This is a genomic window from Actinoplanes xinjiangensis (assembly GCF_003148685.1).
In the GTDB taxonomy this organism is placed as follows: Bacteria; Actinomycetota; Actinomycetes; order Mycobacteriales; family Micromonosporaceae; genus Actinoplanes; species Actinoplanes xinjiangensis.
This window is the reverse complement of sequence record NZ_QGGR01000006.1, coordinates 117,662-140,846: the sequence shown is the minus strand read 5'-3', so window position 1 is coordinate 140,846 and position 23,185 is coordinate 117,662. Positions and strand designations below refer to the sequence as shown.

Sequence of the window (23,185 nt, the reverse complement as noted above, 5' to 3'; positions counted from 1 at the left end):
ATTGACCAATTTGTCCTATATGCTCGCTATTAGCAGCTACTGCGGGTTGGGATTCCTACATGCGATACATCGTTCACGAGGCGCCCCTGCGCCGGGCGCCGTCCAATATCACCGCCATGATCGACCTCGAGCCGTTCGGGCTGCCCGGCGAGATGGAGCAGGTCTGGATCACCCCACCGTCCGGCACCACCGCGGCGATGGCCTGCGTCCCGTTCCGCGCCTACGGCCTGGCCCTCAACGACGTCGTCGGACTGGACAACCACCGGCGCCGGGTCCGGCGGCTGCTCCGGTCCTCCGGCCACCAGGCCTTCCGCCTGCACTTCGCCACGTGCTCCGAAGAGGATGCCGCGGCGCTGCGGGCCGGCGTGGAGGCGACCGTCGAGCAGATGGGCCTGGGCTGCGAGTGGAGCGGCGACCGGCATGTCGTGATCGACGTGCCGCCGGGCGTCGAACTCGACCCACTGGAGCCGGTGATCCGCGACTACATCGACACCGGTCGCGCCACCTGGGAGTGGAGCCACGTCGAGCCGTTCCGGACCTAGGAGCCACCCCGATGGTGATCACCGCGTTCGTCCGCGAGTGGCACGACGACGAGGGCTGGGGTGTCCTCGACTCGACCGAGACGCCGGGCGGATGCTGGGCGCACCGCAGCAACGCCACGGTCCGCGGCTATGCGACGTTCACCGCCGGCCAGAAGGTCGAGCTCGAGTTCGAGGCCGCCGGCCAGGACGGCTACGCCTTCCGGGCGTTCCGCTTCCGGCCCGCGGACGGCGAGTAGAGCGCGACGAGTCCGCCGGCAGCGGGCAGAGCGCGAGGAGTCCGCCGGCAGCCGGCAGAGCGCGAAGCACGCCGGCAGCGCGGAGAGGGCGGCGAGCCCGCCCATCAGGGCCCACGGTCACCGGCGCGCACTGAGCAGCATGCGCAGCAGGTTACGGCGCAGCCCGCCCGGCATCCGGACGGCATGACGGCGGGCCGGATCCACCTCGGACAGGCGTGCCCACAGCCGTTCGCCCACCCACGGGCCACCGGTCCACAGCAGCCCGCCCGCGATCTCCGCGCCCTCGACACGGCGGCGGACAAGCCGGGTGTAGGCGGGGCCGATCCAGCACCAGACCGGCGGCCGCGGCGGTAATCCGAGCCAGTCGCCGAGCGGGGCGAGGAACGGCTGACGGTCCGGGCCGCCCCACAGCTCACCGCGATCGAGGGTCTGCGCGTCCACCGACGCGGACACGAACACCGTCTGCGGATGGGTCAGGGCCAGCGCGAACCGTCGCACCCGCTCGTCGTCCGGCGCCAGCACCGCGGTCAGGCTGTGCGCGACGGTCGGGCCGAAGTGTCCGGGCTTGCCGGCCGACAGCGAGCACGAGTACACCGGTGGGGTGCCGGCCAGGAAGAAGAGCGTGCCGGCCCGCTCGTGAGCGCGCCGGACGCCATCCTCGCCGTCGCGGTCGAGACGTCCGCGCAAGGGCTCCACGTCGCCGAACCGGCGGGGCATCGCCTCCGGCAGGTGTTCCCGGGCGGCCGCCAGCCAGCGGGTGACGACGTCGGGGGAGCCGGCGGCGCGCTCATACCAGCGCACGGTGAGCACGTCGACCTCGCGTTCGGGCACGCCCTTTCCTACCAGAGACAGGCATCATGCGCGGCAGAGGGCCGAACCGATATGCCGTATTCATCGAAGTTTTTCTATAGAAAGGGAGGGTCCCTACCCCCGTTCCCCGGAGGAAGCCATGCTGATCCGCAAGATCGCGGCGGCCGTCTTCGCCGTCCTCGCCCTCGGCGGAGTCCAGGCGGTCACCGCCGCCCCCGCCACCGCGGCGCCCCGCATCCTGTACTACGACGCGAGCCAGGCGCAGGAGTTCAAGGCCGTCGTCGACCAGGGCGCCCAGATCTGGAACAACAGCGTCACCAACGTGCGCCTGCTCCCGGTGACCGCCGGCCGCACCCCGAACATCCGGGTCTACGCGGACAACGGCTGGCCGCGCGCCTACACCAGCTCACTCGGCAACGGCTCCTGGTACATGGGCCGCCAGGCCGTCAACCAGGGGTATCACCCGCCCCGCATCGCGGCCCACGAGTTCGGTCACCTGCTCGGCCTCCCGGACCGGCGGACCGGGCTGTGCGCCGACCTGATGTCCGGCAGCAGCGCGCCGGTGAACTGCACCAACCCGAACCCGAACGCCACCGAGGCACGCACCGTGAACAACAGGTTCGCGAGCGCCGCGGTGGCCGTACCGTCGAAGGTCTATGTCTGGCAGTAGGGCGCAACGGCCCGGCGGCGCGACGCCGCCGGGCCGCACCGGAAACCTAGACCGCCGGAGCGTCCCAGAAGACATAGATCGAGCCGTACGGAACGGACGCCTTCTGCCCGGCGGTGCAGCTGCCGGCCGGGGCGACCCCGCCGGAGGTCCGCAGCCGGTTGATGAAGTCCGCCCGGCTCAGCACGCCCTTGCCGGTGTGCGTCTCGACCTTGAGCAGCAGCTCCGGGATGGCACCCTCGACCGTCGACGAGGCCGCCCGGGACGCGGTGACCAGCGAGCCGTCGCGCACCGACTGCCAGCTCGGGCCGCCGAAGTGGTGGATCCGCCCGCCGGTGCCGAGGAGCTGCGCCTCCGGCACCGAGGAGCCGGTGAACGCGCCGGCCGCCGCACCCGCCGGCACCACACAGGTGTAGGTCTGGGTGCCGCTGACGACGATGTACGCGCCGACCATCTTGGACCCGGCCGGCGGCTTGATGTCCTTCGGGATCAGCGGCACGGCGACCGGGCGCGCGTTCGTCGTCGGGCTGTCGCTGTGCACGCCTGCGGATGCCGGGCCGGCCGTGGTGACGGCGCCGAACGCGGCGGCGAGGCCGACCGCCGCGACGGCACGGATCCGGGAACGGTTGGTGAGCATGACTTTCCCCTGCCTGCTCGGGTGGGCGGAGCAGCCCACCGTCATGTCGTGACGATGGGCGGAGCCGTCCACCGTCGGGACAGGACACGGACCCCGGCCGCAGACAGTTCGAGATCAACATGGAATTTCCGGTTTTTTACTCCGCAAGGGGTGAACGGACCCGGCCGGCCACCGCACCGAGGCCGATCACCGAACCCTCCGGCCCCGGTGCGATCGCGCTGATCACGACCTCGTCCCCGTCGTCGAGGAAGGTCCGTTCCGAGCCGTCCGGCAGGCGCAGCGGCTTGGTGCCGTTCCACGACAGTTCGATGAGACAACCGGGTGAGCCGCCGCTGATCGTGCCGGACGCGAACAGGTCGCCGGTGCGCAGCGAGGCGCCGTTGGCGGTCATGTGGGCGAGCATCTGCGCGCCGGTCCAGTACATGCCGGCGAACGACGGCTGCGACACGACGTGCCCGTTGAGCCTGACCTCCAGGCGGATGTCGAAGCCCCACGGCTGTGCCTTCTCGTCGTCGAGATAGGGCAGCAGCGGCACGGTCCGCTCCGGCGGGGCGACCCGGGCGTGCTCCAGCGCGGCCAGCGGCAGGATCCACGGGGAGATCGAGGTGGCGAAGCTCTTGCCGAGGAACGGGCCCAGCGGAACGTACTCCCAGGCCTGGATGTCGCGGGCGGACCAGTCGTTGACCAGGCACACCCCGAACACGTGCTCGTCGAAGGCGCCGAGTTCGACCGGCTCGCCGAGGGTGGATCCGGTCCCGACGACGTAGCCGAGCTCCGCCTCGATGTCGAGCCGCCGCGACGGGCCGAAGGTGATCTCCCCGTCCGGAGTGCGGCGCTGGCCGGACGGCCGGACGATCTCGGTGCCGGAGACGACGACCGTCCCGGCGCGACCGTGGTAACCGATCGGCAGGTGCTTCCAGTTCGGGGTGAGCGGCGCCTGGTCGGGGCGGAACATCCGGCCCAGGTTGGTGGCGTGCTCCTCGGAGGCGTAGAAGTCGACGTAGTCGGCGACCGTGAACGGCATACGCATGATCGCGTCGTCGTGGAGCACCAGGTACTCGCGGTGCACCTCGTCGGTGACCCAGGTGGTCAGCAGTCCGCGCAGCTCGGCCCAGGTGCGCGGCCCGGCGGCGAGCAGCGCGTCGAGCGACGGTCCGGCGACCGCGCCGGCCAGCGACGGAGCCAGGCGGCGCACGGTGGCCGGCAGGTCGATGACCAGGTCACCGATCGCGACACCGGTCCGCGGGTGCGGGTCGGCGGGGGTGCTGAACACGCCGTAGGGCAGGGCGGCGACGCCGAACGGGTGGCCGGCCGGGATGTCGAGCCAGGTCACAGCGTTGCCTCCGAGATGAGTCCGTAGCGTCGCAGGCCGTCGACGGGCTCGCTGACACTGCACGTGCCGAAACTGATGAAGTGGTGCCGGACCGCCTTGGCCAGCACCTCGTCGATACCGGCGACCGCGGCCGCGACCCGCCTGCCGTCCTGGTCGGCCAGCGCGCGCTCGATCTCGTAACCCTGGAGGGCACGCGCCGTGGCGAGCAGGACGTTCAGGAAGCCGTGGTGTTCGAAACCGGTCACCGGGTCGCGGTGGCGGATCGGGTCGTGCAGGCCGGCGGTCAGTTTGAACGCGAGGCCGCCGCGCACTGCGGCCCAGATCGCGCCGGCCAGCTCGGCCTCGCTGGGGAACGCGTCCGCGCGTACCCCACCGGTCCTGATCTTGAGACGCAGGCCGGCCTCGCGCAGGGCCGCGACGCGCGCCGCGGTGACCTCGCCACAGGGGATCTCGGTGTACGTGGTGAGCGTTCCGCCCGCGGTGAGCCCGGGCCCCTCCACCGCGACCACCTCGAGCCCCTCGGCCGCGGGCAGCTCGCCGACCGGCCCGGGCAGCACCAGCGACACCGTGACGGCCGGCCCGCCCGCCGCCGCCCCGGCCAGTTCACCGAACCGCGCGAGTGAGCAGACGAACGGCCCGACCAGCGGCGAGCCCTGCCGGGCCCGGTGGGCGGAAACGGCCTCGGGCATCGGCAGGTTCCCGGGCGGGAAGATCGCCGCGTCGTCGAAGAGCCCCGCGAACAGGGCGCTCACGAGTTCCGTGCCCAGGTCCAGGCGTAGACGCCATCGTCGCAGAGCCGTCCGGCCTCGCCGAGCCCGAGCGGCCGGAACGTGTCGACCATGACGGCCAGCTCGTCGAACCGTTCCGCCCCGAGGCTGCCCTCGACGGCCCCCGGCTGCGGCCCGTGCGAGTGCCCGCCGGGATGCAGCGACACCGAGCCGACGTTGATCCCGGAACCCTTGCGGGCCTCGTAGTCACCGCCCACGTAGAACATGACCTCGTCGCTGTCGACGTTGGAGTGGTAATACGGCACCGGCACGGCCAGCGGGTGGTAGTCGACCTTGCGCGGCACGAAGTTGCAGATCACGAAGTTGGTGCCCTCGAAGACCTGGTGCACCGGCGGCGGCTGGTGGATACGGCCGGTGATCGGCTCGAAGTCGGCGATGTTGAAGACATAGGGGTACAGGCACCCGTCCCAGCCGACCACGTCGAACGGGTGGTGCGGCAGCACGTGCACGGTCCCGGCGAGCCCGGCCGGCCCGTCGCCCCGATGCTTGATGTAGACCTCGACGTTCTCCCCCTCGACGACCTGAGGGGCATCGGGGGTACGCAGATCGCGCTCGCAATAGGGCGCGTGTTCGAGGAACTGCCCGTACCGGGACAGGTAACGCTTCGGCGGGGCGATGTGGCTGTTCGCCTCGATCGTGTAGAGCCGCAGCGGCACGTCCCCCGACGGCACCCACCGATGGGTGGTGGCCCGGGGCAGGAGGACGTAGTCGCCCGGCCCGACGACCAGATCACCGAAGACCGTCTCGACGGTGCCAGTCCCGGCCTCGACGTAGACGCACTCGTCACCGGTGGCGTTGCGGTACAGCGGGGAGGCGGTGCCGGCCACCGCGTACCCGATCCGCACGTCGGCGTTGCCGAGGACCAGCCGCCGGTCCCGGACCGCGTCGCACGACTTCCACTCCTCGCCGTCGAAGAGTTCGTGCAGGCGCAGGTGCCGGGGCAGCAGCGGCTGGTTCGCCTCGGTCGACTGGTCGGGCAGCTGCCAGATGCGGGCGCCGACGACCGCCGACGGCACGTGCCGGTGATAGAGCAGCGACGAGTCGGAGGAGAAGCCCTCCTCCCCCATCAGCTCCTCGTAATACAGCCGGCCGTCGGGGTCGCGGTGCTGGGTGTGCCGTTTGGGCGGGACGTGGCCCGCCTTCTGGTAATGAGCCATCGTCGCCCTCCCGCGATCAGAAGTTGCCGCGCTTGGCCTGCTCGCGCTCGATCGCCTCGAACAGCGCCTTGAAGTTGCCCTTGCCGAACCCGAGCGACCCGTGCCGTTCGATCAGCTCGAAGAACACGGTAGGCCGGTCACCGGTCGGCTTGGTGAAGATCTGGAGCAGATAGCCGTCCTCGTCCCGGTCCACCAGGATGCCGCGCTTCTGCAACTCCTCGATCGGCACCCGCACCTCACCGATCCGTGCGCGCAGCTCGGGGTCGGAGTAGTACGAGTCCGGCGTCGCCAGGAACTCCACGCCCTCCTCGACCAGCGCGTCCACGGCCCGCAGGATGTCGTTGGTGGCCAGCGCCAGATGCTGGGCGCCCGGCCCGCGGTAGAACTCCAGGTACTCGTCGATCTGCGACTTCTTCTTGCCCAGCGCCGGCTCGTTCAGCGGGAACTTGACCCGGTGGTTGCCGGACGCCACGACCTTGCTCATCAGCGCCGAATAGTCGGTGGCGATGTCGTCACCGATGAACTCGGCCATGTTCGTGAAGCCCATGACCCGGTTGTAGAAGTCCACCCACTGGTCCATGGCGCCCAGCTCGACGTTGCCGACGATGTGGTCCAGAGCCTGGAAGATCCGCTTCGGCGCGCCGGGCCGCTTGCGGTGCGCCGAGGTCCGGGCGACATAACCCGGGAGGTACGGGCCGGAGTAGTGCACCCGGTTGACGAGCGTGTGCCGGGTGTCCCCGTAGGCGGCGATGGCGGCGATCCGGACCGTGCCGTGCTCGTCGGAGACGTCGTGCGGCTCCTCGAGGACGGTGGCGCCCTGGGCGCGGGCGTGCTCGATGCACTTGTCCACGTCCGGGACGGTCAGAGCGATGTCGGTGATGCCGTCACCGTGCACGGCGTGGTGGGCGATCACCGGGCTGTCCGGGTCGACGCCACCGTTGATCACGAACCGGATGGCGCCGCTCTTCAGCACGTACGACATGTGGTCGCGGTTGCCGGTCTCCGGTCCGGAGTAGGCGATCAGCTCCATCCCGAAGGCGGACTGGAAGAAGTGCGCGGTCTGGGTGGCGTTGCCGACCGCCCACACGATCGCGTCCCACCCGGTCACCGGGAACGGGTCACCGGCGGAGTCGTACTCGACCAGCCCCACCAGCTGCTTGAGAGTGTCGAGATCAAGCTCCGCGAGACGTTCCTCGCTGGTCAGCGTGTCGTTGACGGACATCGGCGCTCCCTTCGGCGGCCTTGCGATGCCCCCAGCTTTACGAGACGCCGGTCACTGCACAACAAGTTCACTTTCCGCCGGACAGATTGCTCAGAACAGCAGGTCTTCGGCCCTGTTCGCTGGTCAGTCTGCCCAGACCCGGCCGCGTCCGTCGTGCTTGGCGTGATAGAGGCTGCGGTCCGCGTCGGTCAACAGCGCGGGCAGCTCGCGCCGGCTGCCGTGATGCACGCCGATGCTCACCGACACGTTCAGCCCCGCGGCCATGTCGTCCCACGGATGTGTGCGGACCGCCTCCAGGATCTGCTGCGCCCGGGACGTCGGGATCCCGGTGTGCACGTCGGCCAGGATGACCACGAACTCGTCACCGCCCATCCGGGCCGCCAGGTCCACCGGGCGCACGTGCAGCGCCAGGATCTGCCCCAGCCGGGCCAGCACGAGGTCACCCACGTCATGGCCGAACCCGTCGTTGACCGCTTTGAAATGGTCGACGTCGATCATCATGACGGCGTACGCCTGCTCGTCGGGCCTCTCCTCCGGCCCGGTCCGCTCCCCCAGCCCCGAGAGATAGGCCTGGTAGCCGCGACGGTTCGCCAGGCCGGTCAGCTCGTCCACCACCAGGTCGCGGCGCAACTGCTCGTGGTCGCGGCGGCGGCGCTCCACGGCGATCGCGTCGCGCATGCCGGACATCCGGTCCAGCCGGTCGTTCCAGCGCAGTACGGCCAGTTCGTCGCCGTACCGGATGGCCTCGGGGTTGGTTCCCGGCCGCTTCGCGGCGAGCGACAGGCGCAGCAGCTTCGTGCCGTTCGGCAGCGGGATGCCGACGTCGTCGCCGGCCTGCCCGGCCAGTCGCGCCGCGGCTTCGGCGTCCCCCTCGCGGGCCGCGGTGAACGCCCCGCCCAGCGCCGCGACCCGGCCCTCCGCCGGCATGGCGGGATCCCCGGCGATCGCGGCCAGCAGGTGCTGCATGCCGTGCACCTCCACCACCCAGCCCGGTGGCCACCCCGGATCGGTCGGGTCGCCGATCGCCAGCGCGGTGCGGGCCCGGGCGGCCGCCCCCTCCCACTGGCCGATCGCGGCCAGGCAACTCGCCCAGTCCAGCGCCAGGTCGAAGGAGTTGATCGACACCACCCGCGCCTGCCGGCGGATCGTCGCGGCCCAGCGGGTCTCCGGCACGGCGAGCGCCTGCCCGGTGAGCTCGTAATACTCCTGCGCCAGCTCCCAGAACCCCAGCTCGTGGGCGACACAGGCGACCTCGATCAGCGCGTTGGCCCGGTGCACCAACAGGCCGTCGCCGTCCGCCTCGTCGAGCAGCACCACCGCCTCCACCAGCAGCGCGGCCGCCGACTCCCCGGTCGTCGCGAGCCGGCGCCGGGCGGCACAGCGCAGCGCCTTGAGGGCCACCGACAGCGCGAGCAGGTCCGGATCACCCAGCAGCAGAGCCGTGTCGAGCATCGCGTTGACGTGCTCGGTGTCGTCGACCCCGTCCTCGAGGCAGGCCAGCGACCGGGCCATGTGCAGGAGAAGGCGCACGTCCTCCCAGCCACAGGCCCGCGCCTCATGCTCGGCCCGCTCCACCGCGGCCGCGTCGTTGTGCCCCTGGGCAGCCTCGATGAGCAGATAGGCGTGCTCGATCGCCGCCTCGTGGCCGGCGCTCATCGGGTCGCGGTCAGGCACCCTGTCCTCACAGTCCGCCGCGAGCGGCGATCTCTTTCCGCCGCCGCAACCATACCGGTCACTGATCGTCGAAGTACGCGAACCGCCCGCGCCCACCCGATGCTGTGGAACCATTCCGGCGGTCGATGTCTTTGGGAGGGTGACGAAGGACCCGAACGGAGCGGACATGACAGAACGGCTCGGACAGTTGCTCGACGACGCGGTCGGCCCGCTCGAACCACGGGACGCGGACCCGGTGGGATCGATCCTGCGACGTGAGCGCACGGCGCGGCGGCGGGCCACGGCGGGGATGACGGCGGCGGTGCTGGCCGTCGGCGCGATCACCGCCGGTGGTCTGGTGCTGAACAGGGCGGACGCGGAGCGGACCGCACCGCTGAGGACAGCCGGCCGGGTCGCCGGCACCCCGCCGGTACCCCGGATCGTGGACGGCAGGATGGTCGCCGGAACCCTGGAGATGCAGATCCCCGAGGATTGGCAGGCCCTCGACGGCCCCCGGAAGGCGCAGTGCGACCCGGCCGCCGGAGAGGACGTCGTGGTCGTCGTCAACGCCGAGGCCGGCGACTGCCTGGTCGGCGTGGAGGTGTTCGGGTCCGGCGACCGCACCGTCGACCGGACGGGCACCCGCGAGCGGGACGACGACGGTACCGTCCGGATGACCGACGCCCCACCGGCGACGATCACCCTGCCCGGCGGCGAACCGGCCTGGCTCGGCCCGAGCACCCGCGACCGGCACCCGCGGACGAACCAGGTGCAGTATCGCAGCGTGATGGTGATGCCGTGGTCCCTCGTCACGTACCGCCTGTTCGCCGACAACCAGGCCTACCGGCAGTTGATCAGGCCGACGCGGACCGCCCCGATCAGCGCAGGTGTCCTCACCCTGCCCGAGACCGCTGCCCGGGCCTACTTCTCCGGGTCCGTCGCGACCTTCTCCGGACCCCACGCGACCTTCTCAGGACCCGGCGTGGTCGGGGAACTGACCGGCGACGCCTCGATCACCCGGCTCCTCCAGGTCCTGCGCGCCCAGACCGACGTGGTGGAGAATGCGGACGCCTGCGCCAACGCTTCACAGCAGACGGCCCAGATCACGTTCCTGCCCGACGCGCAGACGCAGTCCTACGAGCCGTCGGACCCGACCGTCTTCCGGGTGGTGATCTCGCTCGGCGCCTGCCAGGAGGCGGTCTCCTCACACGGCGGACGGGTCCGCCTCGACGACGCCACGATCACCGAACTGATGACGATCTTCGGGATCGGTGCACGGTGACCGACGACGGATTCGCCGTGTTCGTCGGCGCCCGCTACCCGGCGCTCGTCCGCTACGGCACCCTGCTCACCGGCGACCGCGGCCACGGCGAGGACCTCGCCCAGGAGGCGCTGGTCAAAACCCACCGCGCCTGGCAGCGGTTGCATCCGGACGGCGATCCGGAGGGCTACACCAGACAGGTCATGGTACGAGCCGCGTGGCGCGCCGGACGCCGGTTGTGGCGTCGCGAGCTACCCGCCGCCGCACCACCGGACCGGGCCACCGAGGTCGACGCCTTCGACGTCCGGGACACCACCGAGGTGGTCCTGGCCGCCCTGCGCGAATTGCCGGCCGGCCAGCGGGTAGTGCTGGTGCTGCGCTACTGGGCGGGTCTCTCCGAACAGGAGATCGCCGCCCAGCTCGACTGCTCCGCCGGAACGGTGAAGAGCCGCGCCAGCCGGGCCCTCGCGACACTGCGCCGCTCCGGCGGGCCGCTGACCGACGCATTCACCCACACCGTGGTCTGAGCCCTCCCCGGACACCGGCCACGGGCCCTGTTCATCCCGCCCGCCGTCCATGACCGATACCACCCGACGCACTTGCCCTACGGTCCGGGACGTTCGGCAGCGAGCCTGCACCGCCCGACGGCCCGGGACGTCCGGCGACGATCGTGGGACCGACCGGGGTCACCCCGGTCCCGGTACGTGAGCGATGTCGGTGGAAGATCGAGGGCATGTCCGCATCGAGCGATCCGCCCGTCCGCGCCGAGGTGACCGGCGGGCTCGGCCGGCTCATCCTCAACCGGCCGGCGGCGATCAACGCCCTCACCGCCGAGATGGTCGGCATCCTGCGGCGTACGCTCGCCGGCTGGTCGGAAACGGACCGGGTGCGGGCCGTGCTGATCAGCGGCGCCGGGCCGCGTGGCCTGTGCGCCGGAGGCGACCTGCGGGCCATGCACGCCGACGCCGTCTCCGGCGGCACCGGATCGCTGGACTTCTGGGCCGACGAGTACCGGCTCAACGCCGAACTCGCCGAGTATCCGAAACCGGTCGTCGCGTTCATGGACGGCCTGGTCATGGGCGGCGGCATCGGCGTCTCCGCGCACGCGTCGCTGCGGGTCGTCACCGAACGCTCCCGGCTGGCGATGCCCGAGGTGGGCATCGGCTTCCACCCCGATGTGGGCGGATCGTGGCTCCTCGCCCGCGCCCCCGGCGAACTCGGCACACATCTCGCACTGACCGGCGGCACGATCGGCGCCGCCGACGCCGTGGCCGCCGGTCTCGCCGACGTGTTCGTCCCGTCCGCACGCCTCGACGAGTTGGCAGCCGCCCTGGAGACCGGCGATGCCGCCGAGGTGGTGGCCGCGTTCGCCGCCTCTCCCCCACCGGGCGACCTCGCCGGCGCCCGTGCGTGGATCGACGACTGCTACGCGGGCGACGACGTCACCGCGATCGTCGGCCGCCTCGCGTCCTCCCCGGCGCCCGGGGCACAGGCGGCGGCCAAGGAGATCACCACCAAATCGCCGACGTCGCTGGTCGTGACCCTGCGGTCGCTGCGGTCCGCGGCCGGCATGCCGGACCTCCGGCAGGCTCTCGACCAGGAGTACCGCCTGTCGGCGGCGCTGCTGCGGCTACCCGATCTCGCCGAGGGGATCCGCGCCCAGATCATCGACAAGGACCGTCGGCCCCGCTGGCAGCCCTCCACCCTCGCTGAGGTGTCCCCCGCGGTGGTCGACGCCTGCTTCACCCCACGCTGAGGGACACCCGGCCACGGCACCCACGGCGACCGATCCCGCACCTCCGGCGGCCGGCCCTGTCCGCCACCGACCGCACCTCCCCGTAGAAGGGAGGACCGACCTCAGCTGGCGCATGAATCGAGGCGCTGCTGAGCACCCCCGACACGGTGATGAACGGGAGCGCCCACTTACCGTTGGGCACCGCTCTTGTCCGGCTGGTCCTGACCGCTGTCTCACGGCCCTCGAAAGAGCGGCCAGAACCAGCCGGAAAGACCCGGCTGGCTGTCACCGGTGTCTCACGGCCCCGGAGACAGCGGCCAGAACCAGCCGGAAGAACCCGGCTGGCTGTCGCCGCTGTCGCGTGGGCCGTCCCCGTTCTCGATCGACCGCCGTTCTCCCCGGCGGCCCGCGAACCGTACCGCCGGGGTCTGACCCTCAGCCGCAGTGACGAGCGTGCCGAAACGTCCACAGACCGGCGGAAAACCGCCTAGCGTTTCTGAGGTGCGGATTCTCCGCCGCCTTGCGGCGGCATTCACCGGTGCGATGGTCGTCGTCACGCTGTCCGGCGCGGCGTCGAGTCCCCTGCGGGAGTACGAAGACAAGCGCCTCATCCTGAACGCGGAGCCGATCAGCGCGAACCGCGCCACGTTCGAGGCGACCGACGGTGACCGCCTGACCGTCGTGCTGCGCCGCGGAACACTGCCCGCCGACAGCACGCCCCAAGTGGTGATCCGCACAGCGGACGGCGCCGAGATCACCCGCTCGGCCTGGTGGGAACCCGTCTCCCTCGCCCGGGTCGACGCGCCGGCCGACGACGTCTACATCGCCGAGGTGGTGGACCCGGCCGGCGGCACCGGCACTCTCCAGCTGGTCGGCACCACCCGCAAGACCACGACGATGGACGGACCGCCGCTCACCCTGTCGATCAGCAAGCCGGGCGAGCGTGTCTTCGTCACCTTCCCGGCGATCGCCGGGAAACCGTTCACCGTCGTCGCGCGCAGCGACGACGCATCACCCGAACAGGACGTCCGGCTGGCCGTCCACGAGCCGGGCGGCCGGGAACTGGGCACGATCTACGATCCCGGCCTCAGCTCCGTCGCACCGGAGCTGGATATCGTGGCCCCGGCGACCGGGACATACGCCCTGGAGATGTCCGCCTCCGGCGACGCCGTCGGCACGGTGACCGTCTACCTGACGTCGCCGGCCGAACCCGAGTCGATCACCGTGAACGGTCCGGACCTGCCGCTGACGTTCGACCGGCCCGGCCGGCAGCTCACCGCGACCTTCCCGGCGATCGAGGGGCGGCGGCTGTTCGTGGTGGCCCGCGGCGCCGGCCTGCTGAACACCTATGCGGTGCAGCTCACCGTCGAGGGATCCGACGGCCGGACGATCGGCAGCGGCTCCGAGGAACAGACTGACCTGACGGTCCTCGGCTTCCCCGTGCACCGGACCGGCCGGCACCTGGTCAGGCTGGATGCCGATCCGTTGGCGAAGGGGAAGGTGGACGTCGCCGTCCTTGAAGCCGCCACCGCGACCGCCCGGGTCGGGGGCCCCGCGGTCGAACTCGACATCGACCGGCCGGGCCGGCCCGGCTTCGTCACCGTCCCGGCCGCGGCCGGCGAGCGGCTCACCGCGCTGATCACCACCAAGGCCCTCGAACCCGATGAGCGGCTCACGGACGTCACGGTACGTTCGCCGCACGGCACGACCATCGCCTCGGGGGCGCTGGGCGCCGGGGTACGCCACGACTTCACGGACACCTCGTTCACCACCCGGTCGGCCGGCCCGCACACCGTCCAGATCGAGCCGGACGGCCTGTCCACCGGGCGGTTCGCCGTGCGGGTGGTCGGATCGTCCACGGTCGCCGCCGAGGTGGGCGGGCCGGCGGTGCTCGCCCGGACACCCGAGCCGGGCGGCCGGGCGTTCGTCCGCTTCGACGTGACCGCCGGCCAGTGGCTCGACGTGGTCGTCCACGCCGACCAGCTCCCTGAGGTGGGTGCCGCCCTCGACCTGCTCGCCCCGGACGGCGCCGGCAACGTCGGTCTGCGCAGTTACGTCTCCGCCGCTGACCCCGACGGGGAGACCATCACGTTCACCCCGCCGGCGTCCGGGACCTACCTGCTGGAGGTCGACCCCGATCACGATCATGCGGGGTCGGTGACCGTACAGATCAAGGAGCATTAGGGTTCTGCGGTGTGACGATCCGACTGTGCGTGCTGTTGTGGGCCCGGCCGGGCGCGGCCGACGCGATGGCCGCCTACGAGGACACCGTTCTGGCGCTGCTCGCCGAGCATGGCGGTCACGTGCTCCAGCGGGCCCGTACTCTGCCGGGCGCCCCGGAGGGTGCTCCGGACGAGACCCAGCTGATCGCCTTCGCCGGACAGGCCGGTTACGACGGATTCCTGGCCGATCCACGCCGCGCCACGCTCGCCGCCGACCGGGACGCTGCGATCGCCCGGACCGAGCTCTATCCGGTGACCCTGCTCTGATCCCTCCGCTCTGATCCCTCCGCGCGGCGGCCGTGGATCGGCACCGGCGATCCACGGGGCCGTCGACGCGCCACACTTCCGGGCGACCCGGTGGAGGGGTCCGGGGCCCGTAACATCGGGCGGATGCTGCGGTTCGAGGTTCTGGGGCCGGTACGGGTGCTCACCGACACCGGCGAACCGGCCCTGCCGCCCAAACCGCGTGCGCTTCTCGCCGTTCTGCTGGCGGCCCGCGGGCGGCCGGTCACCGTGGAACGGCTGCTCGGCGAACTGTGGCCGGACGGGGCGCCGTCGACGGCCGGCGCGACCCTCCAGATGCACGTGTCGGCGCTGCGCAAGGTGGTCGGTGATCGGATCCGGACGGCGCCGGGCGGCTATCGGCTCGATCTGGACGGGGCCGGCTTCGACGCCGCCGAATTCGAGGACGACGGCGATCTGGGGCTGTGGCGTGGGGACGCCTATGCGGCAGTGGCCGCGGGACCGTCCGTGGCGGCGGACGCGGCCCGGCTGAACGAGAGACGGCTGACCGCCCGGCTGCGGTGGGCTCGACAGGCCCTCGACCAGGGGCGGCACGTCGAGGCGGCCACCGAGCTGGCCGGGTGGGCCGCCGCGCAACCCACCGATGAGAGCCTGGCCCGGCTGCTCATGCTGGCCCTGTACCGGTCGGGTCGTGCCGGGGAGGCGCTGGGCGCGTTCGGGCGTACCGTGCAGGCTCTCGACGATCTCGGTGCCCGGCCGGGTGGCGAGCTGGAGGCGCTCGCGGCGGCCGTGCGGCGCCAGGATCCGACGCTGGACCGGCCCGCGCCGGGTCTGCCGGCGCAGCGTAACCGGTTCATCGGGCGCCGCGCGGAGATCGACCGGCTCCTCGGCCTCCTCGGGGAGGCGCGGTTACTGACCGTGGTCGGGCCGGGTGGTGCCGGGAAGACCCGGATCAGTCTGGAGGTGGCCCGGGAGGTCGCGGTCGAGTACGACGCGGTGCACGTCGTCGAACTCGCCGAGCACCGTGACGGGCCGCTCGCGGTCCGGGTCGCCGCGGCCGCCGGAATCCGCGAGGAACCCGGCATCTCCATCCTGGACACGGTGATCGCCCAGATCAGCGGCCGGATGTTGGGTCCCGTGACGGCGACCGTCACGACGGGGACGGCCGCGGCGGAGACCCGGCCGGCGGGCGGGCGTGTGCTGATGATCCTGGACAACTGCGAGCACCTCCGGGTGGAAGCGGCCGAACTGGCGCACATCCTGCTTGCGGCCTGCCCCGGCCTTCGGATGGTGGCGACCAGCCGCGAGCAGCTCGGGCTGCCGGGCGAGGTCGTCTTCCCCCTGGGCGGCCTGACCACACCGTCACCCGGGGTGACCGATCCGCAGGCGGATGCGGTGCGGCTGCTCGCCGATCGGGTCGCGGCCGCGCGTGGTGGTGCCGGGCTCACACCGGCCGAGCAGGCGGTCGCCGCGGAGCTGGTCCGGCGGCTGGACGGCCTGCCGCTGGCGATCGAGCTGGCCGCGGCCCGGCTGCGGGCGCTGCCGCTCGCCGAGATCATGTCGCGGCTGGACCGGCGGCTCGACCTGCTGACCGGCCGGTCGCCGGTGGCGCGGCACCAGACCATGCGGGCGGCGATCGACTGGGGGTACGACCTGCTCGACCCCACCCAGCAGGACCTGTTACGCCTGCTCGGGGTATTCGCCGGCGGCTTCGACCCGGCCGCCGCCGAGGCCGTCTACGGCGAGGATCCCCTCGACCCGCTGACCCAGCTCGTCGACCGTTCGATGGTCGAGTGGCGCGACGGGCGCTACCGGCTCATCGAGACCATCCGGGCGTACGCGCGGGAACGTCTCACCGGTGACGAGCGCGTTCACGCGTACCAGAGGCTCGTCGATCTGTGGGAGAGTCGCCTCGCGGTGCCGCCGCCGTCGGACGGGCCGCGGCACACCGCCTGGCTGAGCGGCATCGCCGCTGATCACGACACGATCGTGGCGGTGATCGACTGGTCGCTGCGGGACGGGGACCCGGAACGCGGCCTGACCGTCGCATCCGGAATGTGGTGGTATTGGTGGATCGCCGGGCGCATGATCGAGGGCCGGGAGTGGCTCGGCCGCGCGCTGGACGCCGCGCCGTCGGCGGCACCGTCGCTCCGTGGCCGGGCGCTGCGGGCGGCCGCCGCGCTGGCCCGCAACTCCGGTGACCTCGCGCAGGCGCGCACGCTCGGTGAGCAGTGTCTGGCCACGTTCCGTGCGGCCGACGACCGGGTGGGGGTGCTGGCCGCTCTCAACAACCTGCTGATCACCGCGCAGGCGCAGGCGCACTATCCGGCGTCCCTGGAGTTCGGGCAGGCGGCGATCCGGGCCGCCGAGGAGACCGGCGACCAGCGGATGATCGCCGCCGCGTCCAACAACACCGGCGGGACGCTGCGCTGCATGGGCCGCCTCGACGAGGCCGAGCCGCTGTTCACGCGGGCGCTCGGCGGTTTCCGCGCGCTCGGCGACCGGCGCGGGGAGGCGGCCGCGCTGTCGAACCTGTCGACCACCGACCGGCGGCGCGGGCGGCACGCCACGGCCCGGGAGGCGATGCTCGCCGCGCTCACCATCTACACCGACCTGGGCATCACGGAGGGTCAACTCGACGCCGTCGAGGGTCTCGCACAGTTGGACATCATCGCCGGGGACGCGGCCGGCGGCCTGCGCCTGCTGGCCCTCGCCGAACGGGAACGCGCCGCGCTCGGCGCACCCGGCTTCACCCCCGACGAGGTAGCCGACAAGGAGTCGGCCGAGGCGGCCGCACGATCGGAACTGGGTACGGCCGAACGCGCCGCCATCTACCGGGAGGCTGACGCGCTGACCCTTTCGGAGGTGGTGAACGCCCTGCTGGAGTGAGTCTTTGGGGTTTCTTTGGCGGGTGGGCGGATCGTTCCCGGCAACGGCAACCGCCTCACTTCTTCACCAGGAGAAACCCATGAAGCACCGCCTCGTCGCCCTGACCGCCGTCGTAGCCGTCGCGTTCACCGGCGGATGCGGCGCGCTCGGCAGCGCCGCCGCCGGCGTCTCCGACATCGGTTCCACCACGCCGACGAGCAAAGCCACGCCGACGGGCGAAGCCGGCCCGACGGGTGACGTCAAGGCGACCGGCAAGGCCGCCCCGGCGGAGGAGAAGGCCCCCGGTAAGGCGTCGGTCAAGGACGCCGGCGACCTCCCGGACCCGTGCACGCTGCTGTCCGAGGCCGAGGTCGTCGATCTGACCGACCGCGAGATCACCCAGATCGACGAGGACGGCGGCGCCGCCGGTGACGCGACGCGCTACTGCCAGTGGCAGCAGTCCGGCGGCCAGCTCGCCGTCTTCCTGAGCCGCACCACCGCCGAGGACTTCGACATCACGATCAACGAGGCCGAGTGGGTCGACGGGGTGGGCCACGACGCCTACACCCATTCCGGTCACCTGTACGTCCTGCACGGCACCGTCCAGATCGACGTCTACTCGCGCGGCGCCTCCGACGCCCAGAACCTGGCCGACGCCAAGTCGGTCGCGAAGGCCCTGATCCCGCGGATCTGAACACCGGGCCGGGATCAGCCGAACAGCCAGGTTTCGGCTGATCCCGCCCCCGGATCGCGGCCGCATGGTGGTCTGGAACACCACCACCGACCACCCGCGGGAGGCGACCATGCGCACCTCAGTCACCGTGTCGGCGAGCCTGCTGCTCGCGCTGCTCCTCCCGGCACCGGCGCAGGCGGTCCTCCCCCGCGCTGCCGGGCCCGGCGAGGTGACCTGGACCGCCACCCAGCGGCGCAGTGCCGACGCGGACACCCTCTGCGCGGAGGGCCACGCCGACATCAAGGCCACCTACACCGGCGTGCACGGCATGACGGCCCTGCTGGTGTCCGGCGAGAAGGCCGACTACGCCGACTACGCCGCGTTCGTACGTGGCCCGCTGATCTTCTCGTCGAGCACGTTCGACGGCGCCGACAGTCACCGCTCGTGGATCAGCACTCCGGAGGCCGGCAGTCCCGACGCCGGCGGCCCGGCCGTCCTCGGCATCGAGGTGCTCGACCTGGAGGCCAACCGGCTGCTCTGGTTCCAGAGCTGGGACTTCCCGCTGGCCTGCGGCTACGACTACGAGCTCACGATCGAGGACGTGGGCCCGTCGTCGGCCGCCGCTGCCCGAGGGGCGTGAACCGGGCGCCGAGCGTCGGCGCGGACACCGGTGCGGGCGCCTTCTCGCCGTCGATGATCTCGGTCATCCGGCGGATCGTCGGGTCGCCCTCGTCGGCGACGTAGTCGTGGTCATGGGTCTCGTCGCGTCCCTCCGGCACGCCGGAGTTGCGGAACACCGGGGTCAGCGCGAACGTGACGATCAGGTTGACCGCGAGCGCCACGATCCCGACGTAGATGCTGGCGTCACTGTCGATGCCGATGGTCTCCAGCGGCCACGCCGACCCGCCGAAGTGCTCGCGCACCACGGTCTGCCCGTCGGCGCCGCCGAGTTTCGGCACCTGCCACAGCATGACGATCCCGACGAGCAGCCCGGCCCCGATGCCGCACGCCAGCGCCGACCGGTGGAACCAGTTCGTGTAGAGCCCGAGGGCCACCGCCGGCAGCGTCTGCATGATCACCACGCCGCCGATGAGCTGGAGGTCGATGGCGAACTGGGTGTTGAGCAGCAGGATCACGAGCAGCGCGCCGAACTTGACGGTCAGCGAGACGGTCTTGCTGACGTACGTCTCCTCCTTGGCGCTGGCGTTCGGCCGCAGATAGACCCGGTAGATGTCGCGGGTGAAGAGATTCGCCGCGGCGATCGACATGATCGCCGCCGGCACCATGGCGCCGACGCCGATGGCGGCGAAGACCATGCCGGCCGTCCAGGCGGGCGCGTTCTCGTTGAACCATTGCGGTACGACGGTGTTGGCGTTCCCGCCCACAGCCGAGGTGCTGCTGTAGATCGCCGCGAACCCGACCAGCATGAGCACACCGAGGGTGAGGGTGTAGAGCGGCAGCACGGCGAGATTCCGTCGCAGCGTCCCGCGGTTGCGGGAGGCCAGCACGCCGGTGAGGGTGTGCGGGTAGAGGAAGAGCGCGAGCGCCGAGCCGAGGGCCAGGGTGACGTAGTTGAGCTGGCTCTCCGGGGCGAGCAGCAGACCGTCGTCGAGGCGGGCCGTGGCGGCGTACTTCGCGTCGGCCAGCCGGAACACCGGGTCCCAGCCGCCCGGCATCATCGACACGATCATGATGACGGACAGCACCGACCACAGGACCAGCGTGTCCTTGACGATCGAGACGAGCGCCGGGCCGCGCAGCCCCGAGTTGAACGTGTAGAGCGCCAGCACCAGGAAGGCGATGGTCAACGGCCAGCCCTTGGGCAGGCCCATCACCTCGAAGACCGCCTCGATGCCGATCAATTGCAGGGCGATGTACGGCATGGTCGCGACGATGCCGAGCACGGCGATCCCGGTGCCCAGTCCCTTGGAGCCGAACCGGGCGCGGACGAATTCGGCCGGCGTGACGAACCCGTGCACATGGCAGACCGACCAGAAACGGGCGAGGACCACGAACAGCATCGGGTAGACGATCACCAGGAACGGCACCGGGAAGAATCCGGCGGCACCGACGCCGTACACCAGGGTGGGCACGGCGACGAAGGTGTACGCCGTGTAGACGTCCCCACTGAGCAGGAAGAACGTCACCCAGTTGCCGAACGCCCGGCCGCCCAGCCCCCATTCCTCGAGGCTGTGGATGTCGTTGGGGCGCCGCCAGCGGGACGCCGCGAAGCCCATGATGGCGACGACCCCGAAGATCAGCGTGAAGACGATCAGTTGAACCTTCTGATCACCCATCATCGCGCCCTGGTGTGCACGTACGCGATGACCAGGCTGGCCAGGAACGCGAAGGCGAGCTGGCTCCAGTAGAAGAACGGCAGCCCGATCAGCGTCGGCTCGACCCGGTTGTAGAGGAACGGCGACAGCGGTACGAGGATCGGGATCAGCAGCAGCCAGTTGCGCCGGTGCGCGTCCGGCCGGCGGAAGAAGCCCCGCAGCGTGCGGAACTGACGGGGTGGCGCGGCGTGCCGGGGCTGCACCGGCCGGGCCTGGGGTGGGCTCTGCACGGGGTAGTGCCAGTCGGGAGAACCAGTTCCGTATCGCCTGTCCGCCATGGCAGCCTCCGGAGGGTGATCATGCGTCCACCGGCCGCAATGTTTGCAGGTGACACACATCACGATCATCCAACTTTCGGATGATGCCTTCTCATCCGTTCGGCTGATCAATGGAAAACTTCGCTGCCCGATTGCCGGAATCGTCCTTTTGGCCGACCCGAACCCGTACCGGCTTCGTGCCACGCCTGGCCGCCGCCCAGCACCTCATGATCATGGTGGCCCTACAGTGCCGCGGAGGGTGCCCACGGGGGAGGAAAAGGTGTCGGAACAGTACGAACCACCATCAGCGAAGGGCCGCACCTGGTTCCTCGCGGCACTGCTGGTCATGGTGATCCTGGCCGTCGCCGCCGGGCTCACACTGTCCCGCATCCGGGACGCGGAAGCCGGCACCGGAGCCGATCCGTCGACGAGCGCCCCGGTTTCCCTGGAATTGTTCGGGGATCGCTGACCCACCGCGATTCACGGGCGCGGGAAATGCTCCTCCGGGTCGTCCTCGTCCAGGTCGTCGTACTCGTACTCGAAGTCTTCCCGCAGCTCAGGGGCTTCTTCGGCCAGCCATCGGGGCATCGGCAGACGGAGGCCGAGCAATTGGATGCCCGAGCGGACGGCAAGCGACATGGAACTCTCCGAGAAAGAGCCGGAATTTCGTTGAGAAGACCGCAGGAAAGCCGGACGGAAACCGTCAACGAATCCCGCCACTCCCTTACGTCATTCCTAGTCGAAGCACAGTGCCCGCACAGTGGAATTCAGCGATCCGCCCCGCACGACGGGTGATCTTGACCTCTCCGCCGGTGGGGCTTGCGTGACCAGGGCTTTTAGGGCAGCCTAACGAAGGTAAGGCTAAGCAAAACAAAAGGATCCGCGTTCGATGTACGTCTGTATATGCCACCACGTCCGCGAACGTGAGGTCCGCGCCCTCGTCCGCACCGGCGTGCGCACCGAGGAAGCCGTGGGCGACGCCTGCGGTGCGGGGACGGGCTGCGGCAGCTGCCTCGACCGGATCTGCGACCTGATCGAAGAGGAGACCACCGACACGCGCCTATCCAAAGTCGCATAGCGTCACCGGTCCGTTACGCTCAACCCCAGTTTGGCCATAACTGGGGGTAATTGGCATGCAAGGCGACGCCCGTGTCATCGAGTTTCTCAACGACCAGCTCACCGCGGAACTGACCGCGATCAACCAGTACTTCCTGCACGCCAAGATGCAGGAGAACTGGGGTTACACCGTGCTGGCGAAGCACACCAGGCACGAATCCATCGACGAGATGCGGCACGCCGAGGTCCTCACCGACCGCATCCTCTTCCTCGAAGGACTGCCCAACTACCAGAAGCTGTCCGTGCTGCGGATCGGCGAGACGGTGAAGGAACAGTTCGAATGCGACATGAAGATCGAGGTCGAAGCGGTCGACCGCCTGCGCCGCGGCCTGGAGCACATGCGCTCCATCGGTGACGTCACGTCCGCCCGGATCTTCGAGGACATCCTCGCCGACGAGGAGCACCACGTCGACTACCTGGAGACCCAGCTCGCCCTGATCGAGAAGCTCGGTGAGGCGCTCTACCTCCAGAACGTCACGGAGCACCCGGAAGCCGGGTGAGGTGACGCGCTAGCCGGCCAGCAGTTCCGACAGTGTGACGGGTTCCAGGCCACGGCGCCGGAGCCCGGCGAGGATGGCCGGCAGCGCGTCGTCGGTGTACCGCGCGTTCGCCTCGGTCACGTGCATGATCACCACCGAGCCCGGCTTCACCTGCGACAACACCGCGTTCACCACCGGATCCGGCCCGCGGGCGAACGGATCGCCGCTCACCACGTCCCCGTCGACCACGGTGACCCCGAGCGGTGCCAGCGCCTGCAACGCCGCCCGGTCGTGACACAGACCCGGGAACCGGAAGTACCGGGTCTGCCGCCCGCCGAACGGCTCCAGCGCCCGGAACGTCTTCGCCACATCCTCGGTCATGTCGGCCGGTCCCACCCGCGGCAGGTCGTAGCAGTCCCCGGTGAACGCCGCATGCTCGTAGCTGTGGTTGGCCACCTCGAACCGCGGGTTCCCCACGATCCGCCGCGTGACCTCGGGATACTCCTCGGCCCACTGGCCCGTGACGAAGAACGTCGCCGGAATCCGCCGCTTCTCCAGAATCCCGAGCAGGCGCAGATTCGCGTACGACTTCACCTCGCCCCGCCGCAGCCGCGCCGCCATCGCATCGGTCATGTCCGCGTCGAACGTCAGCGCCACCCGTTTGCCGTCCCGCGGCCCGTGCCGCACCACCCGCGGGTGCACCCCGGTCCCGGCCGCACCGGGTAGGACGGCCGGCCCACTGCTCACCACCGGCCCACTGCTCACCACCGGCCCGCTACTCACCACCGGCCCGGCCCCGCCGCTCACCACCGGGGCGGCCTCGACGATCGGCGACGTCACCGGCGCCGGCCCGGTCCTCGGCGCGGGCTCGCCGCATCCGGCCAGCACCAGCACCACCATGAGGGCGAGCGCCCGCCGATCGACAACCATGCCCGCGAGGATGGCAAAGC

The 23,185-nt window shown here is 71.0% G+C and carries 25 protein-coding genes; 14 read left to right on the top strand and 11 right to left on the bottom strand.

What is annotated here, in order from left to right; translation table 11 throughout:
- Positions 1 to 59: 59 nt before the first annotated feature.
- Together BC793_RS15275 and BC793_RS15270 are read left to right on the top strand one after the other, a co-directional pair.
- Complete coding sequence (locus BC793_RS15275) at positions 60 to 542, top strand: DUF4265 domain-containing protein (protein WP_109593185.1); 483 nt, start codon at positions 60 to 62, stop codon at positions 540 to 542.
- A gap of 11 nt (positions 543 to 553) precedes the next feature.
- Positions 554 to 778, top strand: a complete 225-nt coding sequence (locus tag BC793_RS15270) for a cold shock domain-containing protein (RefSeq protein ID WP_203896215.1) — start codon at positions 554 to 556, stop codon at positions 776 to 778.
- Between the two features lie 117 nt (positions 779 to 895).
- On the opposite strand, the gene BC793_RS15265 is transcribed toward BC793_RS15270, so the two are convergent.
- Entirely contained in the window at positions 896 to 1,609 is a 714-nt protein-coding gene (locus BC793_RS15265; RefSeq protein WP_109593184.1) for a hypothetical protein, read from the bottom strand.
- 118 nt (positions 1,610 to 1,727) lie between these two features.
- Here BC793_RS15265 and BC793_RS15260 point away from each other — a divergent pair, with 118 nt between their 5' ends.
- Positions 1,728 to 2,258: a snapalysin family zinc-dependent metalloprotease gene (locus BC793_RS15260; protein ID WP_109593183.1), complete on the top strand. Its 531-nt coding sequence runs from the start codon at positions 1,728 to 1,730 to the stop codon at positions 2,256 to 2,258.
- Positions 2,259 to 2,304: 46 nt separating this feature from the next.
- Here the strand turns inward: BC793_RS15260 and BC793_RS15255 are convergent, their stop codons facing one another.
- The 6 genes from BC793_RS15255 to BC793_RS15230 form a co-directional block, all read right to left on the bottom strand.
- Positions 2,305 to 2,892 (bottom strand): DUF3455 domain-containing protein, encoded by a 588-nt coding sequence (locus BC793_RS15255; protein ID WP_109593182.1) that lies wholly within the window; start codon positions 2,890 to 2,892, stop codon positions 2,305 to 2,307.
- 136 nt (positions 2,893 to 3,028) lie between these two features.
- Complete coding sequence (gene fahA, locus BC793_RS15250) at positions 3,029 to 4,225, bottom strand: fumarylacetoacetase (RefSeq protein WP_109593181.1); 1,197 nt, start codon at positions 4,223 to 4,225, stop codon at positions 3,029 to 3,031.
- Entirely contained in the window at positions 4,222 to 4,977 is a 756-nt protein-coding gene (locus BC793_RS15245; protein WP_109593180.1) for a hypothetical protein, read from the bottom strand. Before BC793_RS15245 ends, fahA begins: the two co-directional genes overlap by 4 nt.
- A complete protein-coding gene (locus BC793_RS15240; RefSeq protein ID WP_109593179.1) occupies positions 4,974 to 6,170 on the bottom strand; it encodes a homogentisate 1,2-dioxygenase in 1,197 nt (398 codons plus the stop codon). Before BC793_RS15240 ends, BC793_RS15245 begins: the two co-directional genes overlap by 4 nt.
- Before the next feature lie 16 nt (positions 6,171 to 6,186).
- Positions 6,187 to 7,392: a 4-hydroxyphenylpyruvate dioxygenase gene (hppD, locus tag BC793_RS15235; protein ID WP_109593178.1), complete on the bottom strand. Its 1,206-nt coding sequence runs from the start codon at positions 7,390 to 7,392 to the stop codon at positions 6,187 to 6,189.
- A gap of 123 nt (positions 7,393 to 7,515) precedes the next feature.
- Positions 7,516 to 9,066 carry a GGDEF domain-containing protein gene (locus BC793_RS15230; RefSeq protein ID WP_158319263.1) on the bottom strand — a complete coding sequence of 517 codons (1,551 nt, stop codon included), beginning with the start codon at positions 9,064 to 9,066 and terminating at the stop codon, positions 7,516 to 7,518.
- Between the two features lie 166 nt (positions 9,067 to 9,232).
- Between BC793_RS15230 and BC793_RS15225 the strand changes: the two genes are divergently transcribed.
- From BC793_RS15225 to BC793_RS15190, 8 genes are all read left to right on the top strand, one after another.
- Positions 9,233 to 10,327 carry a hypothetical protein gene (locus BC793_RS15225; protein ID WP_109593176.1) on the top strand — a complete coding sequence of 365 codons (1,095 nt, stop codon included), beginning with the start codon at positions 9,233 to 9,235 and terminating at the stop codon, positions 10,325 to 10,327.
- Positions 10,324 to 10,833, top strand: coding sequence for a SigE family RNA polymerase sigma factor (locus BC793_RS15220; RefSeq protein WP_109593175.1), 510 nt, complete (start codon positions 10,324 to 10,326; stop codon positions 10,831 to 10,833). Before BC793_RS15225 ends, BC793_RS15220 begins: the two co-directional genes overlap by 4 nt.
- A gap of 206 nt (positions 10,834 to 11,039) precedes the next feature.
- Complete coding sequence (locus BC793_RS15215; protein WP_109593480.1) at positions 11,040 to 12,062, top strand: enoyl-CoA hydratase/isomerase family protein; 1,023 nt, start codon at positions 11,040 to 11,042, stop codon at positions 12,060 to 12,062.
- Positions 12,063 to 12,542: 480 nt separating this feature from the next.
- Positions 12,543 to 14,225 carry a PPC domain-containing protein gene (locus tag BC793_RS15210; RefSeq protein WP_146246290.1) on the top strand — a complete coding sequence of 561 codons (1,683 nt, stop codon included), beginning with the start codon at positions 12,543 to 12,545 and terminating at the stop codon, positions 14,223 to 14,225.
- A gap of 11 nt (positions 14,226 to 14,236) precedes the next feature.
- Complete coding sequence (locus BC793_RS15205) at positions 14,237 to 14,530, top strand: hypothetical protein (RefSeq protein ID WP_109593173.1); 294 nt, start codon at positions 14,237 to 14,239, stop codon at positions 14,528 to 14,530.
- A gap of 123 nt (positions 14,531 to 14,653) precedes the next feature.
- The gene (locus tag BC793_RS15200) at positions 14,654 to 17,395 is read left to right on the top strand and encodes an ATP-binding protein (RefSeq protein WP_146246289.1); all 2,742 of its coding nucleotides are present in this window, start codon (positions 14,654 to 14,656) and stop codon (positions 17,393 to 17,395) included.
- 79 nt (positions 17,396 to 17,474) lie between these two features.
- Positions 17,475 to 18,068, top strand: a complete 594-nt coding sequence (locus tag BC793_RS15195; RefSeq protein WP_109593171.1) for a DUF3558 domain-containing protein — start codon at positions 17,475 to 17,477, stop codon at positions 18,066 to 18,068.
- A 64-nt stretch (positions 18,069 to 18,132) separates the two neighbouring features.
- On the top strand, positions 18,133 to 18,687 hold the full coding sequence (locus BC793_RS15190; protein ID WP_109593170.1) for a hypothetical protein: 555 nt from the start codon (positions 18,133 to 18,135) through the stop codon (positions 18,685 to 18,687).
- Here the strand turns inward: BC793_RS15190 and BC793_RS15185 are convergent.
- Together BC793_RS15185 and BC793_RS15180 are read right to left on the bottom strand one after the other, a co-directional pair.
- Complete coding sequence (locus BC793_RS15185) at positions 18,635 to 20,347, bottom strand: sodium:solute symporter family protein (RefSeq protein WP_373871221.1); 1,713 nt, start codon at positions 20,345 to 20,347, stop codon at positions 18,635 to 18,637. The two genes, BC793_RS15190 and BC793_RS15185, sit on opposite strands and share 53 nt — an antisense overlap.
- Positions 20,344 to 20,661 (bottom strand): DUF3311 domain-containing protein, encoded by a 318-nt coding sequence (locus BC793_RS15180; RefSeq protein WP_109593168.1) that lies wholly within the window; start codon positions 20,659 to 20,661, stop codon positions 20,344 to 20,346. Before BC793_RS15180 ends, BC793_RS15185 begins: the two co-directional genes overlap by 4 nt.
- A gap of 259 nt (positions 20,662 to 20,920) precedes the next feature.
- Here BC793_RS15180 and BC793_RS15175 point away from each other — a divergent pair, with 259 nt between their 5' ends.
- On the top strand, positions 20,921 to 21,109 hold the full coding sequence (locus BC793_RS15175) for a hypothetical protein (RefSeq protein WP_146246288.1): 189 nt from the start codon (positions 20,921 to 20,923) through the stop codon (positions 21,107 to 21,109).
- Positions 21,110 to 21,120: 11 nt separating this feature from the next.
- Here BC793_RS15175 and BC793_RS49585 read toward each other — a convergent pair whose 3' ends face one another.
- Complete coding sequence (locus BC793_RS49585) at positions 21,121 to 21,279, bottom strand: hypothetical protein (protein ID WP_158319262.1); 159 nt, start codon at positions 21,277 to 21,279, stop codon at positions 21,121 to 21,123.
- 250 nt (positions 21,280 to 21,529) lie between these two features.
- On the opposite strand from BC793_RS49585, the gene BC793_RS15170 reads away from it, so the two are divergent.
- Both BC793_RS15170 and bfr read left to right on the top strand, forming a co-directional pair.
- Positions 21,530 to 21,718 (top strand): (2Fe-2S)-binding protein, encoded by a 189-nt coding sequence (locus BC793_RS15170; protein WP_109593166.1) that lies wholly within the window; start codon positions 21,530 to 21,532, stop codon positions 21,716 to 21,718.
- 55 nt (positions 21,719 to 21,773) lie between these two features.
- A complete protein-coding gene (gene bfr / locus BC793_RS15165) occupies positions 21,774 to 22,256 on the top strand; it encodes a bacterioferritin (RefSeq protein WP_109593165.1) in 483 nt (160 codons plus the stop codon).
- Positions 22,257 to 22,265: 9 nt separating this feature from the next.
- On the opposite strand, the gene BC793_RS15160 is transcribed toward bfr, so the two are convergent.
- A complete protein-coding gene (locus BC793_RS15160) occupies positions 22,266 to 23,165 on the bottom strand; it encodes a polysaccharide deacetylase family protein (protein WP_239170044.1) in 900 nt (299 codons plus the stop codon).
- Positions 23,166 to 23,185: the final 20 nt, after the last annotated feature.

Bases quoted from the DNA above. Each gene is read 5' to 3' on its own strand.
- bfr (WP_109593165.1), top strand. From the start codon at position 21,774: ATGCAAGGCGACGCCCGTGTCATCGAGTTTCTCAACGACCAGCTCACC.
- BC793_RS15190 (WP_109593170.1), top strand. From the start codon at position 18,133: ATGGTGGTCTGGAACACCACCACCGACCACCCGCGGGAGGCGACCATG.
- BC793_RS15200 (WP_146246289.1), top strand. From the start codon at position 14,654: ATGCTGCGGTTCGAGGTTCTGGGGCCGGTACGGGTGCTCACCGACACC.
- BC793_RS15215 (WP_109593480.1), top strand. From the start codon at position 11,040: ATGTCCGCATCGAGCGATCCGCCCGTCCGCGCCGAGGTGACCGGCGGG.
- BC793_RS15185 (WP_373871221.1), bottom strand. From the start codon at position 20,347: ATGATGGGTGATCAGAAGGTTCAACTGATCGTCTTCACGCTGATCTTC.
- BC793_RS15225 (WP_109593176.1), top strand. From the start codon at position 9,233: ATGACAGAACGGCTCGGACAGTTGCTCGACGACGCGGTCGGCCCGCTC.
- BC793_RS49585 (WP_158319262.1), bottom strand. From the start codon at position 21,279: ATGTCGCTTGCCGTCCGCTCGGGCATCCAATTGCTCGGCCTCCGTCTG.
- BC793_RS15180 (WP_109593168.1), bottom strand. From the start codon at position 20,661: ATGGCGGACAGGCGATACGGAACTGGTTCTCCCGACTGGCACTACCCC.
- BC793_RS15160 (WP_239170044.1), bottom strand. From the start codon at position 23,165: ATGGTTGTCGATCGGCGGGCGCTCGCCCTCATGGTGGTGCTGGTGCTG.
- BC793_RS15270 (WP_203896215.1), top strand. From the start codon at position 554: ATGGTGATCACCGCGTTCGTCCGCGAGTGGCACGACGACGAGGGCTGG.
- BC793_RS15275 (WP_109593185.1), top strand. From the start codon at position 60: ATGCGATACATCGTTCACGAGGCGCCCCTGCGCCGGGCGCCGTCCAAT.
- BC793_RS15240 (WP_109593179.1), bottom strand. From the start codon at position 6,170: ATGGCTCATTACCAGAAGGCGGGCCACGTCCCGCCCAAACGGCACACC.
- hppD (WP_109593178.1), bottom strand. From the start codon at position 7,392: ATGTCCGTCAACGACACGCTGACCAGCGAGGAACGTCTCGCGGAGCTT.
- BC793_RS15260 (WP_109593183.1), top strand. From the start codon at position 1,728: ATGCTGATCCGCAAGATCGCGGCGGCCGTCTTCGCCGTCCTCGCCCTC.
- BC793_RS15195 (WP_109593171.1), top strand. From the start codon at position 17,475: ATGAAGCACCGCCTCGTCGCCCTGACCGCCGTCGTAGCCGTCGCGTTC.
- BC793_RS15170 (WP_109593166.1), top strand. From the start codon at position 21,530: ATGTACGTCTGTATATGCCACCACGTCCGCGAACGTGAGGTCCGCGCC.
- BC793_RS15255 (WP_109593182.1), bottom strand. From the start codon at position 2,892: ATGCTCACCAACCGTTCCCGGATCCGTGCCGTCGCGGCGGTCGGCCTC.